A 15834-nucleotide genomic window follows, 5' to 3' on the forward strand; every position below is an offset into this window, starting at 1 on the left:
AATGCCGGGCGCTATCGCCCGGCTAATTGTATATTTACTTTACATCTGAAAAGTATTTTTTATAGACACCAGTTTCAATAAATCGTTTGGCAGCCATCAATGAACTGTCAATTGAGATATGAGCACCGTCAAGAGAGTAGGGGATCTCTATTCCATTGTAATGGTATGAGTCACTTTCATCAAATATGTCATCTTTTTTGATGAATTTTATATACCCATCTTTTTCTAATTGCGAGAAGATAATATCCATCTTTTGGGTATCATCATCTTTTTTATTGGAATTACCTTTTAATCTAAACGGTAAATCATTGACTCCCGCAGCGATAAAATTAGCAAAAACATTGATGTCGTATTGTGTTGGGGATGCCATTACATACACTTTCACCCCTTTAGATTTGGCATATTTAATTACATCAACAATTTCATTTTGATAACCTTTGCGATATAAATCAAACCAGATGCCAGAAAATATAACGAAATCATATTTTGAAATATTATCTTTTAGATATTCTCTATTTAACAGGCACTGTTTATAGGCCACTCGTGTTTTAGTGCCATTGGTTGAATCCGTTAAACTCGGGAAACACCAGTTAGTGGTGACGGAATCTACTGATATACCGAGTTTCTTCGCGACTTCATCGACGAAGGGTTCATAATGCCCGGCAAAAGAGTCACCAAAAAGCAGACCTTTTGGCTTCAATGACTTAATCCCCAGTTTGCACACTGATTTTTCCATTGAGATGATGGGGTCGGACTCACCGTCAACATTATAAAAACAATAACCATTATCTCGGTTTGGCATTACATGAAATGATTGTATTTTTGCATAAAGTTCAACGGTTTCTTTATCTGCCATAATGCCGCGATCGAGCGTACTGTGCCTAACTGTCAGTGCCAGCACACCAACGACCAGTGTACACAGTGATATATAGACCAGGTTAGAGGTAGTGGATAATTTGGCGAAAACTTTCCGTGATGGATTTTCCACCAACTTAAGAGATAATTCACCTAATATCACGGTAGCAACTAAAGCCAGCAGCACCCATTTATAGTTACTGAGTAAACTTAAATAAGTTAATGCGACGACAATAGGCCAATGCCATAAATAGATAGAATAGGAACTGGCCCCCAACTTTTGAGCGATAATGTTAGCGGTGAAAATTGATTTTTGCCGCGCAGAAATCAGTACCAGCACCGCGCCGGCTACCGGTAATAGCGCATTTGAGCCGGGCCAAACAATTGATGAGTTAAATAGCACAATTGACGCAGAGATAAATACTATGCCGATAACTTCTGTACATCTCGCCAGAGTCTCCGGCATGGCCTTTCTACGCGTTACCCACCAAGCCATCCCCCCAGCCAGCATTTCCCACATTCTGGTTGGCAGAAGGTAAAACGCCGCTGACGGCCAGCGTTGTGAAGCATAGATAGAAAGGCACAGTGATAGGAATCCTAGTGCGAATAAGGCAAATTTAACGGCCTTGTAATTGATGAACTTCCACAGCACAAAAATGATAATAGGCAGAATAATATAAAACTGCCACTCCACAGAAAGTGACCAGGTATGTAACAACCACTTTTCATGTGAGGACGCATCGAAATAACCCGATTCACGCCAAAATTTAATATTCGATATAAAAAAGAGTGTATTTACCACATGGGTTGCTAGCAATTTATAATTCTGTTCAGGCAGCCAGAACCAACCAAAAATTAATAGCGCAAAACATAGCACCAAAAGCATGGGAATAATTCTTCGCGCTCTGGCCAGATAAAACTGTAAGAATGAAAAATTGCCAGACTCCATGCCAGAAACGATGATCCGGGTCATTAAAAAGCCGGAGATGACAAAGAAAACATCCACACCGACAAACCCACCCGAGAACCCTGGTACACCAAAATGGTACAGAACAACGGCAATAACCGCCCATGCTCTAAGACCATTGATATCATTACGAAATTTATTAGATGCTGTTTTTTGTGTTGGAGTTGTTGCTAACATTAAGATGACTGCCTGCTGTTAAATTTTTCAAAAAACATCCATGTTTGAATGACGCTATTCTAACAGTTGTGTCGATTGATCAATAGACTGTCATGGTTATGTAATTTTTCAGTGAGGAGGAAGAAAAGAGTTAAGCTAGCCATTTAGCTTGCAGCAGCGAAGCGCTATCAAGAAGCTCTGAGTTTAATCGCTCGGTCTATTCATCTATTCATTGCATTTTTGGTCGGTGACTTAAAAATGAGACCAATCATCTGTAGCAACTCATACTTAATCAGAAACCTTTGCTAGGTCTGACAGTCGGCTTAGTGCCAAGAGCGGATGTTGGTTGTATCGTGCAATGCTGATTTATTAGGAGCCGGTAAAGCCAACTTGAACTACCAAACCGAATTACCAAAAGTGATCGAGGTGATGGCTGTTGCACATTCTCAGTACCGCTTAACCGGATCAGGTTTAGACTGACTCAACTATGATGCATAGTATTTACGTCAAAGCGGGCTTGCTGTAAATTCTATAGCTTACAGGGTGATAAGCCGTACGGAACTAAATTCTATTAACATGCTGGCGATTGACGGGGAATAAAACAGGCTATTACTAGTTTTAAAGATCACAATATAAAATAATACTAATTAAAAGAAAGCGAACATTGACAGTTGAATAACTCACATAAAGGGTTAATATGAGCTTTAAAAACAAGACTAAAAATCAGCATTTTATCTCTCGCATTGAGCAACGATTGAATGCAATCAATTTAAATTCCGAAAAAGATAGTATGAAAATTTACTCGTTTTTATTACTGGAGCGAAATGAATACAAGGTTGAGTTGGAATCCAAAAGCGCTAATAAAATATCAAGTAATCTTGCCTATATTGACCTCTATAGTTTTGACTTTCTAGATAATGGAATTAGGCATAACTTCGAAAAGGCTTTTGGGAAGTATGAGGAAAAAATTCATGCGTCTACACTGACTTTCATTAATAAAATTGAAAGCAATAGCAATGATATTTTAGACGAGCTAAACGATGTCTTAGCCATGAAATTCCTTAACTTCATAAGGAATCCTTTTAACATAAAAAAAGTTTTGAACACGTTTGGTGCTTTGGCTGACTACTATCCATTAAACAGTAAACTACGCGCCGAATACGATAAAATAGAGAAAAGAGATGATAAAGGCGTGGACAGGATCTGCCATCTTTTTGACGTTGAAAAACACCAGTATTTCAAATGGATGAGGGTTATGTTTCTAATTTTGATGGATTCAGGAAATAAAGGAAGAAATATGTTAGATGACATCATTTACCAGTTTGTCACTGATAAAAAACAGGCAACGGCTGTTTGGGTTTATAAATTTACTGATGAAAACGCAGATAAAAAAGTATGCCTATCCGATAGATCGTTCGTAGACCTCGCTGGCCCAGAAAATGGTAGCTTGGTTATGGCTTTTAATCTCACGGCCAATTGCTTCATAAAACTTGCTATGATCGATGTGAGAACTTTTTTGGAAAAAAATCCAGAGCGACCAGATACGGTTGAAAACTTAATGGCAATTTTAGAGAACATACCTAAAAACATTGAAATAAGATTACTTTTAAATGATGAATATGCTCTTGAGGCACTAGCCCATTACAATAGAACAGCAATTCTTCAATGTCACAAAAGGGTTTATTGTTCATCTTCTAATATCTATGGGTTATAAACTGATTTATTTCAAGGTGGGCTGAGGGATTCCAAACCGTTAAATTTATTATTATGCACTGTTCAGACGCTTATATAAAGGCTGTTGAGCATCCACTGTTTGTGGAAATATAACATGATCTTTAAATAGTTATTGTCCACAAAATACAATAATTTGTAGTTGTCACTGATTTATATTATCAATATTTAGAGCGTGCAAGTTTAAGTAACTCGGGCCAAACCTGACAACCAAGTGGAAAGTTCAGTACCACCTATTCAAAATTTGAACGAAACTTCCGCTCCTCGCTCACTACGGACTGTTAACTCGTCCGCTGCATGCCAGGAGCGGACATTTTACACATTCTGATCTGCTTCGTACCAAAAGCAGATGTTGTGAATATCGTGTTATCTTACTCTCTGGGAATTAGTAAAACTCTCGTTTGACGTAAACGCATTCAGCCGCTTACTCTAAGAAAAAGGGGGCGGCTGAAATAAGTACGTTACCTTACTGTTATGCTTTTCTCTATGAATTAACCAGTCGTTGATAAGCAGAAACTCTTCCAATATTAGGGAGTTGAGGCAGCGTTGCAGATGCGATATAACCCAGGGCTTGAATTACAACTTGGTTAGTAGAAGCAAATGTTGCAGCCAAATTTTTATAACTCTCAGCACATCTAGCTATAGAAACTCTGGATACAAACTCACTATCCAAGACAAGTCTTACAAACTCTTTTAATTCGTTGTCACCAAACTTAGCAATCATCTGATCGTAATAATATACAGCTCCATTTGAAACGCCGTATCCATTACCCAACTTACACATTATTATGGTTTTGACATAATCCTTTCTTACTGCATCAGGAATAATTCCGGTACTGGATATATAAGCAGCTAAAGCTGAAGCATGAGGCGGTTCACTATGGAAATTATTCCATCCACTGTGAGCTTGATATAGATTATCTATCTTTATCGACATTTCAACTGATAGTGTATCTGCAGGTAAATATGGCAAGCCACTAACAATAGTCAAAAATTCGTTTGCAGCATCACGCCGAGAGTTCTCGCCATTGGTAGCAAAGGACTGGTATTTTATGCCGCAGTTATATTTCGCACTATCAGATGCTAAGGTCCAACAATCATTTGCAATAGCTTTAATATTGTTTTTAATTTGCACTGATGCGGAATCATTTGTATACATTCCAAATATAGTTCGCAAGAGAGAATTTAGAGCATCTAAAGGTAGAGTTTGTAAGCCTGTTTTGATATGGGCTATGGCAGTCGAATCTAAAGACTCTTGTTTGATACTTAGCAGAAAGCGATTTACATTTAAGGCCGCTGGTTCTGGTTGCTTTGATATAACTTCTTTAATACATGTTTCCAACCAAGAAACCAATTGAAAACCAGTTAGCTGATTCTGGTTAGGATGTGCTGCGCTTGCCCAATTTCGCATATCCCTAATGTAGTCTAGGTGTTTAAAACCTAAATCTGAAAGCAGACCTGTTAGGTGACATCCCCTAATTAACTCCCACTCCTCAACCTTTACAAGGTCATCAATGGATTTTAATTTATCGCGTCTTTTAGGATCGGTTATTATGCTATCATAAAAATAATCAATATCATTTAATGAAACCTTCCACCTCAAATTGGTTACAGTCTCATTCCAGAGGAAATTCAAAGCAGCATCAAAAAGACCTGCGCCGCATGCCGCGACAAATTTCGATAAATATAATGAGTCAGACCGGGTTTGTACGGTCATGTTACTGATGACATCGGGAAGATTTGAAATAACTCTATGACGTTCTGAATTATCTACGAGAACATTATTTGTAGGCAAATCTAAACTTGATAGGTAGGTAGCAAGTGACGTGTTAAATTGGTCAACAACAGTTGTTACACTTTGTGTGTCAACAACTAATAAGTTATTTGCCATGTTCATTCCTTTTCATCGATTTCATACCTCAGTCGAAAGTTCTGACAGAACCGATAACGACTTCATAAATTATTTAGGTAAGTCATTTGGGAAAACTTTATAGGTCTCATTTTTTGTCACGGGCTTTTAATGTTAGAAACAATTTAAACTAGCTGAACCAACTGATGCAACTAAAAAACCAAGATCAGACTGGCATTTTACCCACCAAAGTAGATTACAGGCCTGAGTGTAAGATACTTTTGTTGGCTTGCTTCCCATTACCAATGTCACTATATAGCTTGTAGTGTGACCATTATCACACGATAAACTACTTCCGCTCCTCGCTCATAGCTGCCAGTCAGACTTAATCGTACCTTGCTACAAAACACAAGCCGAACGCATTAAACGTATCGAAATTTTTACGAATGGTTCCGAATTAGCAGTTAACTATATGAATTTAAAGACTAGGTAAGTAAGGTAATGGAAGGTGTTTTTTACGATGATATTGATTTAATTGCTTGATTTTAAAAATAAAAATTCTTTTAAATCTAAAAGAGGAATCGTATTCGGTCTTTTTTTATCTGATTGATTTATATGGTTTTATTTTTAAGATCCCGAAATCCCCCGAAATCCCCCGAAATCTCCCCGAAATCCTATACTCGGCCTAAATTTCTACCCACTCATTTTTGCGTGAATCCAGGTAATCAAAGTAGTCACCTCCGAGACCTGGTGGCCTGAAAAGGCGGATCACCTTGTTTTCATTCGTGGTCGTATCGGTTTCGATCTCCCACACTGGTTTGTTCCGGCAGATGATAAGCAAGTACCGAGCGGGGCATTCTTCGCGGGTGCGATAGCGGTATTTGATAAGTCGTGGCGCGGGCCAGCAACAAGTTATGTCTCGTTAGATCAGCTTATGACCACTGGCACGGCATTCTTAGCGCAGATCCGCAGAGAGACCGTGTGTTTGGCCTTAATGGGGGCCGCATGATAACAGCACCGCGAACTAAGTCCCCGAGAAAGAAAAAAACGGAGGTGCTGGGCGTGCTGTTACCTGGTGGCGGCATCAAGTACGCCACTGATCATGATCGTGAAACGATGAAGGGGGTGCCTGTTGGCACGCCAATTTCAATGAGTCCAATTGGTGACTGCCGCAATCTGAAGCATCACCGTAAATTCTGGAAACTGCTTGAGTTGGGTTTCTCTTATTGGGTGCCAGACTGGACTTTTGTCAGTGCGCCGGAGGAATGGATAGCACACGAGGTGGCTAAAGCCGTGGGGAGTGCCGCTGGAGATCCGGGACTCTATGAGAATGTTACCAAGTCTATTGCTCAAGCAGTATTAGACAGGGTAATTAGGCAGCGCCAGAAGAGGTTTGATGGGGAGGCGGTAAAGACTGATGCAGCCTACTTCAACCACGTCATGATTAAGGCAGGATTCTATGACCTTATGGCTAACCCTGAAGGCGGGACATTGAAACAGCGTTGGAGTATCGCGTTTGTGAATATGGATCAGGGTGCTTTTGACCGTATTTATAAAGGCGTGGCTGGTGTTATCTGGAATGAGACATTAGCCCAGCACTTTGATAACGAGTATGAAATGGAGCAGGCAGTTAACCAACTGCTGGAGTATTGATATGAAATCTCCGGCATTTAGAAGTAAAGCCCTGCGCGATTCTGCACGGGGCCAATGCTGCACGCTACAGATCCCCAGCATCTGTAACGGTAACCCAGAAACAACGGTACTGTGCCATTTACCCAGTTCAACCCACGGCATGGGGTATAAGTCAGATGACTACTGGGCCGGAGAGAAGGAGCAAACTCTGTTGTTAGCATTGTACAAAACAATCGAATTGTGGATAAAATCGGGAAAGGCATTTAACGGATAAGGGACTATTGATGCGTCATAATATATTGTTTTTTAAATATTTCTATTCCACGACATTCGGTTTTTTGGTCACGTATTCAATGTGTAGATAGGGTCATTGCAGGTAATGCTCACGCTCAATGAACGTGCCGATTATCTTGTCATGCATTTCTGCCGATTTTGAGTACCCAAGCGTTTTGCGATTCAGTCGTTTTAACCGGTTACGAAGATTCAGGTTTTCGCGTTCAATCCGCTGGGTGTAAAGCTTACCTGTGATGTCTTTTGTAGCCGGTAACATCTCATAAGCACTGAAGTTGTCTGTACACCAGAAGGCGACTCTGAAGCCCGACAGTAAACCCAGTAATTTGCACTGCGTCATTTTGCTCCTGCGCCCAAAAGCATGAGCAACAATACGTTTGAGACGAGGCTCCCATGCATACCACAGCCAACGCTGACGCTTTTTATTGCCAACAAACGACCACATTTCATCAACTTCACAGATAAGCTGAATTTGCAGGTTATCCAGAGGAAGCGTGGTTACAACTCTCGGCGAGAGTTTTTTAGTGTGCGCACAACGGCATTAATGCTGATATGTAAAGCTCGGGCAGTGTCTCGAATACCGGCATTGTTCATTGCAAGGTCGACAATTTGTGATTTCATGCCGGGTTGGCAGGCGCGATAAGCATAATCGAGCTGGAAAGTACGGCAGCACGACTGGCACCGATAGCGCTGAAGTTTGGCCTTACCCAGGCCATGCTTTTTAACAGATTCGATTTGCTCACAAAACGTGCATTTTACGTCAACTTTAGCCATCAGATGCACACTTCAAAAAGAGTGATTCTACCGCATGATCAACACATTGAATACTTGACCAAAGCGAGGATATTCCCACTGAAGAGGTAAATTAGAATACAACACCGGGCTTAATGGCCCGGTTATTTAAAGCTGGCTAAAAATGTCAGATATCACCATTCGCAATTACCAATCTTTTATTTCTGTTTCGTTACTGTGAATTTATCACTACATTTTTGCACTGCCCAGAATATTACAGCGCCAACCACGAAGAAGCCGATAGCAACACCCCAGGCGGTAATCCCTTCATAGAAGGCATAAGCAATCATAAATCCTATAGCCATTATGAACGTAACGATAACGCCAATCATATCGAAGATAAATCGCAAGAACCCATTAATAACTTTTGATTTCATCTGCAAAATGCCTCAACGCCATAGGGTTATTTTTTGCCATTTTACTGAGTTTCATAAAACGCTCGAATGGCTTCTCAAAAAGAAAGAACAACATATCGTAATCATCCGGTTTTAGCTTATTAAAAAGCGATGGATTTTCTCGGGCTAATGTCCGTGATGATTCACATGCGCGAGATGCGATCCCTTGTAGCATAACGATGGAAATCATCGCGGTGGTGCCTAATCTAAAACTCAGTGTTACCGCAGAACTGGCCGCTAAGCCACTAACGACTCGTCCACTGATATAACCTGATATCAATGTCTGTGCCGCCATACGCGTGATTTTACCAGTGGCACCATAGATAAGCTCTTGGTGTAATTGTTGAATGGTTTCATCCGGTAAACGGCTAAGGGTATCATGAATGATGATATCTGCTATTTTAGCGATAATAAAACGATCGCGAATGAGATTACTGAAGGCATTAAGAAAACGCTTATCATCAGACATATTACGTTGTTGATAATATCGTCCGCCATCGGAAAGTTTTAAATCTTGAAAGGTACGTTCAACCCCCAAATATAAATCCATGGGGATAGACTTGATTCCCTCAGCCATGGCCTTAATAAATCTTGATGAATCCATAACATTTCCTTGTTCTGACTACATTCGCCTCCGCCTAGCATATTGGATTAAGGATCAATATTCCAAACCATTATAGTGAGCAAAATTCTGAAAATAGAACAACATCAGATATTTCCCACGTGCATTGAAAAATATCCGCTACCTCCAAGCCAGATAGCTATGCGTCTTAAAATAAATAACTACCCTGTTGCTCTCTTATCAACAACGCGCTAAATTATCCAAAGATGCCAAGCCTCACTTTTTGGTCACGTATTCAATGTGTAGATAGGGTCATTGCAGGTAATGCTCACGCTCAATGAACGTGCCGATTATCTTGTCATGCATTTCTGCCGATTTTGAGTACCCAAGCGTTTTGCGATTCAGTCGTTTTAACCGGTTACGAAGATTCAGGTTTTCGCGTTCAATCCGCTGGGTGTAAAGCTTACCTGTGATGTCTTTTGTAGCCGGTAACATCTCATAAGCACTGAAGTTGTCTGTACACCAGAAGGCGACTCTGAAGCCCGACAGTAAACCCAGTAATTTGCACTGCGTCATTTTGCTCCTGCGCCCAAAAGCATGAGCAACAATACGTTTGAGACGAGGCTCCCATGCATACCACAGCCAACGCTGACGCTTTTTATTGCCAACAAACGACCACATTTCATCAACTTCACAGATAAGCTGAATTTGCAGGTTATCCAGAGGAAGCGTGGTTACAACTCTCGGCGAGAGTTTTTTAGTGTGCGCACAACGGCATTAATGCTGATATGTAAAGCTCGGGCAGTGTCTCGAATACCGGCATTGTTCATTGCAAGGTCGACAATTTGTGATTTCATGCCGGGTTGGCAGGCGCGATAAGCATAATCGAGCTGGAAAGTACGGCAGCACGACTGGCACCGATAGCGCTGAAGTTTGGCCTTACCCAGGCCATGCTTTTTAACAGATTCGATTTGCTCACAAAACGTGCATTTTACGTCAACTTTAGCCATCAGATGCACACTTCAAAAAGAGTGATTCTACCGCATGATCAACACATTGAATACTTGACCATAAGTTATATGCCATAAATAATGGAATGAGAAACTTCCTACAAAACACCACTCCGAGACCTATAGAAACAAAAAAAAATTGATAATATATTAAATCATCTTATTAATAAGTTCCATGCTGATTGGTAATGCATAGTTCTTCTTGCTTTTTTGATGTTATCTATTGAAGTAATGGTTAAGACCTAAATGACATCTATGATATTCATAGATGATTTTTTATTAAAAATTAACAAAAAATATTAGTATGCAAACTACACCATATGAGTATATAAATTATTTTATGCCCATGCTGTAGTAGTTTTCATGGTTTTTTGTGGTAAAAATAATTCAATATCAGATATCAAATGTATCATGGATAGCAACTGTGATTGTTTATTTTTAGTTTCTCGCCATTATTTAAGAATAGATGGAATGGTCTATTCTTATTTTAGCTCTTGTGTCATCACTACGGACCATGACGGAATATCTATAAATTTATAACTTATATAGGGTATGGACTTTTAAACCAGGAATAAACCACCAAGCCTTAATTAATATCAAGAGTTATATTCTGATGTCAACCAGGCTTTTATTGAGAATATAGTATGAATAAAGTATTTAAAATAATTTGGAATACAACATTGAATCGATTTGATGTGGTGCCCGAGTTTGCAAAAGCAGGGAAAAAATGGGTCGTGCCGCAGATTTAGTGGTAATGGTTAATTGTCAGATACCATCCGATGATCTTATCGTGCATTTCTTCTGATTTTGAGAAGCAGATAGTCTTGCGGGCTAACCGTTTGAGATGGGTTCGCAAGTTCAGATTATGTCGCTCTATCCTCTGGGTGTATTTCTTGCTGATAACATGACTGGTTGAGGACAATAAAGTGCGGTATACCGGCCAGGCATCGGTCATGTAGAAGGCAATGCTAAACTGGCTCAGCAAAACCAGAAGACGCTTTAATGTCAAAGCATTTCGCGGGCCAAATACATGGGCGATAACGCGCTTTCGGATGCGGTCATAGGCATAAAACAGCCAGCGTTGATTGCCTTTACAGCGGACATATGACCACTGCTCATCGGCTTCACAGCAGATAACCACCTCTGCGCTAGGCTCTACGTTTTGCGCTACCTGGTGCGGCGTAAGTTTTTTAGATGACGCAGAACGGTATTGAGGCTTATCCGTAGAACCCGTGCTGTATCGCGGCATCCGGAGCCGTTCATCGCCATATCAACGATGGCCTGATGGGTTTCGGGTTTAGCTCCGTTGTAGCGATAGCTGAGCTGGAAGGTCTTCAGGCATTGGTTACAGCGATAGAGCTGCGCCCCTGAGCCGGAGTGGCCGTTTCGGATAACCCCATGAGTTTCAGAACAGCGAGGACAAACCACATCAATCTTTGCCATCAATCATCCAAAGGGTAAAGAGTACACCAACACTAAGTTTGCGTCACGACCAAAAAATGTAAAGCATCAACTTCCATGACCATAAAGACTACTATCAAACTTCCGTTGATTATAGGCCTTAGTGCTTTCGCTACGGGAAATGCCTGGGCTGCACCATTGCCATCCATTATTGTTAACAGTACGGTTAGCGAGAATGATGTAGAGCGTGATTCTGCCACAGGTCCGGCAGTTGCCGTGACTAGTGGCGGTAATTATACCGGTACAAACGTAACTATCACCTCACAAGCTCCAGCCTCTGGCGGAAATACGGCCGCCTTCTATGTGACCTCAGGCGGTAAAGCAAATATTGATGCCAGTAGCAATATCATCATGAATTCCTCAAGTATCGCTACGATTTGTTGCTCATATGGCCTTGTTGTCGATGGTGTGGGAAGTGTTGTAGATACTTCAGCTACGATAGTTGGTAGTACCGGGGGGGCGGGAGTGTACAACGGTGGTCTACTCAATCTTAATGGCGGTTCCCTCTCTGGCCTGTATGGCATCGTTTCCAGTGGCACTGGCAGTGTTATCTCTGGCAATGCGGATATTTCTGGTTCGGGAGCCGGGACTGGAGTTCGGGCTGAACTCGGTGGTTCGGTTATTTTGAATGGTGGAAGTGTCTTGTCAAATGGCATGACTGCAACGGGTAGTGGGAGTTCCATTTCTGCAACAGCACTTACTGTAAACGGCAGTATAAATGCCAATAATGGCGCCACCATCTCTCTTGATGGTGGGTCGGTGAGCGCAGGAGGCTTTGGTGCTGTTGGAGTTCTTGCCGATGGCTTGGCTAGTAGCTATGTCACGACGTCAGCAGATATCACCATGACTGGTGGTGGTGGTGGTTCTACCGCTATTTCCGCTAGAAACGGCGCGACCGTAGATATTACGGGGGGCAGTTTGGTTGGGGATACTTATGGCATTACCGCAGTCACTGGGGGACAAGTTTTAGTCTCCAATGCTAATGTTACATCTAATAATACAGGGGTCTATGCGGCTGACAGTGGCTCTCGAGTAACACTCAACAATGGCACTATCAATATGCCTGGTTGGAATAATGTGGGTGTGACAGTCAACGGAGTGGGTGCTGTTGTCGAAAACCTCGGAGTCACAATTATTGGTGGGGGTGCTAGTAGCATTGGTGCTCAAGCCAATAATGGCGGCTCTTACATCCTGGCAACTGGCGGTACGATGACCGGCAGTGGAACAGGGATCAAAGCCAATGGTGTAGGTAGCTCAGTTGTCAGTTCGGGTACGGTTAGCGCGACTCAACGTGCTGTAAATGCAACAAACAGTGGTATTGTGACCGTAAATGGTGGGTCTTTGGCGACAACTATTGCCGGCTATACTGCTATTGTTGCAGATACTAGTGGGCAGGTTAATATAACGGATGCGTCTGTTTTAGACTCGGCCACTTTAGCTGGTAATGGTATTCAGGCAATCAGCAGCGGAGTGGTCAATTTGGCTGGCGGTACTCTGAATATTAATGCCATTAACAGCTCGGGATTGATCATCGACGGTACAGGTTCAACCATTAATAGTTCAGCACCGCTGAATATCAATGTCGTTGGTTCTTCGAGTAAAGCAATAAGTGTCGCCAATGGCGCTTCACAAACATTCCAAGGTTTAACTGCTAGTGTGACGGGCAGTAATAGTAATGTGGTCCAATCCAATGGTGGTGCAAACCAACTTACCTTAATAGGGAGTTCGCTCAACAGCACGCAAGGTGCAGCTATCATTGGCCAGGGTGGCTCGCTTGACCTCATTGTGTCTAACTCTCAACTGAGTGGGCCAGTACTGGTGCAAGACAATGGCAGTACAATTGATATCACTGCCAGTGACAGTTCGGTTATCTCTGGTTCAGCAGAAGCAGCTAACTCTTCACTCACGTTAGATACTGGCTCTGCATGGAATGTCGGGGCGGGTAGTTCAACGTTGGCTTCTCTCTCAATTGATAATGGCACAATAAGATACATGGGGGCTGGTAGCCTAAACCTTAGCGGTGATGTCATTCTGGGTCCAAGTGGCGGTATATTCGACACCAATGGCTTTGATGCTGTACTTTCCGCCAGTACTATCTCTGGGGTGGGTAACTTTGCAAAAAATGGTGCTGGCACGATATCGTTGACACAATCTGCGGTCTACACTGGCCAGACGAACATCAATGCGGGCGGGCTTATCCTAGGTAGTAACGTTGATCCAATAACATTAGCTAGCCAACAAGTAAACATTGCCAACGGTGCTTTTATGGCAGGTTTTGGTGGAGTGGCAGGCGCTGTTGATAACAACGGGATATTGTTTGTCGGCAACCCAACTGCTCCGGTGACTTCAGTATTGAGTAACGTGTTCACAGTCGGGACGGATCTTACTAATAGCGGCAGTGTTTTTATCGGTAATGAAACTAGTAATGGTACCGGTAGCACGGGCAATCAGTTGATAGTAAATGGTAATTATACAGGTAACAGCGGTCTTCTGCATTTCAACACCGTACTGGGGGATGATAACTCGGCAACGGATAGCATGATCATTAATGGCAACACCAGTGGAATCACTTATGTTAGCGTTGATAATGCTGGAGGTAGTGGGGCCCAGACACTGAATGGTATTGAACTGATTCAGGTGAACGGTCAGTCAGATGGTAAGTTCGTGCAAAATGGCCGTATTGTTGCGGGGGCGTATGATTACTCTCTGGCCCGTGGCGTGGGAACAAATGCGACCAATTGGTATTTGAGTAGTGATGTGGTGACTGCTCCGGTTGATCCTACTGCCCCAGTAGACCCATCATTAATGGTCGAACGTCCGGAAGCCAGTGGTTATGCAGCGAACCTGGCTGCAGCGAACAACATGTTCGCCATGAGTCTGCATGACCGTTTGGGTGAAACACAATATATCGATGCATTAACCGGAGAACAGAAAGTGACAAGTCTGTGGCTGCGTAATGCTGGAGGCCATAATCGCTCCCGTGATACGTTGGGCCAGCTAAGTACGAAAGCTAACCGGTATGTAGTGCAATTGGGCGGCGATATTGCTCAGTGGAGTCATGGCGGGCAGGACCGTTTCCATCTTGGTGTGATGGGCGGTTATGCAAATAGCAAGAGCAGAACAGGAGCGAGTCTATCAGGTTACAGCGCCCGGGCCTCTGTTGATGGCTATAGCACGGGTGTCTATGGTACTTGGTATGCTAATGAAACCGATAAATCTGGCTTGTATGTGGATAGCTGGGCGCAATATAGCTGGTTCAATAACACCGTTGATGGCCAAGGATTGAATACTGAAGAGTATAAATCTAAAGGGTGGACAGCTTCTCTTGAGAGCGGTTATACCTTTAAAGTAGGTGAGAACGCGGCTAAAAATGCGACTTACTTTATCCAACCGAAAGCCCAGGTGACTTGGATGGGTGTCAAGGCTGATGACCATAAAGAAGTTAACGGTACCCGTGTATCCGGCGAAGGGGATGGAAATATTCAAACCCGTCTGGGGGTAAAAGCCTTTATGAACGGTTACAGTGAGCAGGATAAAGGGAAAGACCGGGTATTCCAGCCTTTTGTTGAAGCCAACTGGATTCATAACACCAATGATTTTGGTACTACTATGAACGGCGTAACCATTAAGCAAGATGGTGCAGCCAATATTGGTGAACTGAAAGTCGGTGTAGAAGGGCAAATCAATAAGCAGGTCAATCTGTGGGGCAATGTTGGTCAACAAATTGGTAATAAAGGCTACAGCGATACTGCGGTGATGTTAGGAGTTAAGTACAACTTCTAATCAGTTAAAAATACCATAGGTTACGATATCAGCATATTGTTATGATGTGCTGATATCTTTTGCATTATTCTCACTTATATAATCAGTAAATACTGCCATTAAGTTATATTTTACTGAAGAGTAAAATACGGTTTTTAGTGTTGGTTATGAGCTTAAAAAATCTTTGTCAAAGATAAGTGTTCATCAACAAATTATTGGATTTATAGCCCGAAATTTTTACGAATAGTTCCAGATTAATTGATAACTATATGAATTTAAAGGATGGCATAACAAGGTAAAACGAGGTGTTTTATTAAATGGAATGATGGTATATAATTGATTTAAAATGGAATTTATAATATCAATCTGAA

12 protein-coding genes and 1 pseudogene are annotated in these 15834 nt (G+C 42.0%); 6 read left to right on the forward strand and 7 right to left on the reverse strand.

Features of this window, described 5'->3' with window-relative positions; all coding sequences use genetic code 11:
- Window positions 1-34 precede the first annotated feature (34 nt).
- The gene (locus tag D5F51_RS07320) at window positions 35-1999 is read right to left on the reverse strand and encodes an acyltransferase family protein (protein WP_129196011.1); all 1965 of its coding nucleotides are present in this window, start codon (window positions 1997-1999) and stop codon (window positions 35-37) included.
- A gap of 676 nt (window positions 2000-2675) precedes the next feature.
- Between D5F51_RS07320 and D5F51_RS07325 the strand changes: the two genes are divergently transcribed.
- Window positions 2676-3692 carry a hypothetical protein gene (locus tag D5F51_RS07325; RefSeq protein ID WP_050135371.1) on the forward strand — a complete coding sequence of 339 codons (1017 nt, stop codon included), beginning with the start codon at window positions 2676-2678 and terminating at the stop codon, window positions 3690-3692.
- A 501-nt stretch (window positions 3693-4193) separates the two neighbouring features.
- Here the strand turns inward: D5F51_RS07325 and D5F51_RS07330 are convergent.
- Entirely contained in the window at window positions 4194-5600 is a 1407-nt protein-coding gene (locus D5F51_RS07330; RefSeq protein WP_046694917.1) for a hypothetical protein, read from the reverse strand.
- Between the two features lie 679 nt (window positions 5601-6279).
- On the opposite strand from D5F51_RS07330, the pseudogene D5F51_RS07335 reads away from it, so the two are divergent.
- From D5F51_RS07335 to D5F51_RS07345, 3 genes and pseudogenes are all read left to right on the forward strand, one after another.
- Window positions 6280-6534, forward strand: a pseudogene (locus tag D5F51_RS07335) (DNA N-6-adenine-methyltransferase); the annotation flags it as partial.
- 29 nt (window positions 6535-6563) lie between these two features.
- Window positions 6564-7211: a DUF1367 family protein gene (locus D5F51_RS07340; RefSeq protein WP_129196012.1), complete on the forward strand. Its 648-nt coding sequence runs from the start codon at window positions 6564-6566 to the stop codon at window positions 7209-7211.
- 1 nt (window position 7212) lies between these two features.
- A complete protein-coding gene (locus tag D5F51_RS07345) occupies window positions 7213-7464 on the forward strand; it encodes a nuclease domain-containing protein (protein WP_129196013.1) in 252 nt (83 codons plus the stop codon).
- A gap of 93 nt (window positions 7465-7557) precedes the next feature.
- On the opposite strand, the gene D5F51_RS07350 is transcribed toward D5F51_RS07345, so the two are convergent.
- The 4 genes from D5F51_RS07350 to D5F51_RS07365 all read right to left on the reverse strand — a co-directional run bounded on the left by D5F51_RS07350 (window position 7558) and on the right by D5F51_RS07365 (window position 10240).
- A protein-coding gene (locus D5F51_RS07350; protein ID WP_129196014.1) for an IS1 family transposase occupies window positions 7558-8255 on the reverse strand; the annotation gives its coding sequence in 2 pieces (ribosomal slippage) (window positions 7558-8006 and window positions 8006-8255; 699 coding nt in all).
- A gap of 176 nt (window positions 8256-8431) precedes the next feature.
- Window positions 8432-8650: a hypothetical protein gene (locus D5F51_RS07355; protein WP_050130796.1), complete on the reverse strand. Its 219-nt coding sequence runs from the start codon at window positions 8648-8650 to the stop codon at window positions 8432-8434.
- Window positions 8631-9272 (reverse strand): hypothetical protein, encoded by a 642-nt coding sequence (locus tag D5F51_RS07360; protein ID WP_129196015.1) that lies wholly within the window; start codon window positions 9270-9272, stop codon window positions 8631-8633. The genes D5F51_RS07355 and D5F51_RS07360 overlap by 20 nt, the downstream gene beginning before the upstream one ends.
- 270 nt (window positions 9273-9542) lie before the next feature.
- A protein-coding gene (locus tag D5F51_RS07365) for an IS1 family transposase (RefSeq protein WP_129196014.1) occupies window positions 9543-10240 on the reverse strand; the annotation gives its coding sequence in 2 pieces (ribosomal slippage) (window positions 9543-9991 and window positions 9991-10240; 699 coding nt in all).
- Between the two features lie 644 nt (window positions 10241-10884).
- Between D5F51_RS07365 and D5F51_RS22975 the strand changes: the two genes are divergently transcribed.
- The gene (locus D5F51_RS22975; protein ID WP_129196016.1) at window positions 10885-10989 is read left to right on the forward strand and encodes an ESPR domain-containing protein; all 105 of its coding nucleotides are present in this window, start codon (window positions 10885-10887) and stop codon (window positions 10987-10989) included.
- Here D5F51_RS22975 and D5F51_RS07375 read toward each other — a convergent pair.
- Window positions 10986-11683, reverse strand: a protein-coding gene (locus tag D5F51_RS07375; protein ID WP_100273935.1) for an IS1 family transposase whose coding sequence is annotated in 2 segments (ribosomal slippage) — window positions 10986-11425 and window positions 11425-11683 — 699 coding nt in all. Because the reading frame shifts where the segments join, the coding sequence is not laid out codon by codon here. The genes D5F51_RS22975 and D5F51_RS07375 overlap by 4 nt on opposite strands.
- Before the next feature lie 75 nt (window positions 11684-11758).
- Here D5F51_RS07375 and D5F51_RS07380 point away from each other — a divergent pair.
- The gene (locus D5F51_RS07380) at window positions 11759-15484 is read left to right on the forward strand and encodes an autotransporter outer membrane beta-barrel domain-containing protein (protein ID WP_129196017.1); all 3726 of its coding nucleotides are present in this window, start codon (window positions 11759-11761) and stop codon (window positions 15482-15484) included.
- The last annotated feature ends 350 nt before the right edge of the window (window positions 15485-15834 follow it).

The sequence above is a fragment of the Yersinia hibernica genome, assembly GCF_004124235.1.
Lineage (GTDB): Bacteria > Pseudomonadota > Gammaproteobacteria > Enterobacterales > Enterobacteriaceae > Yersinia > Yersinia hibernica.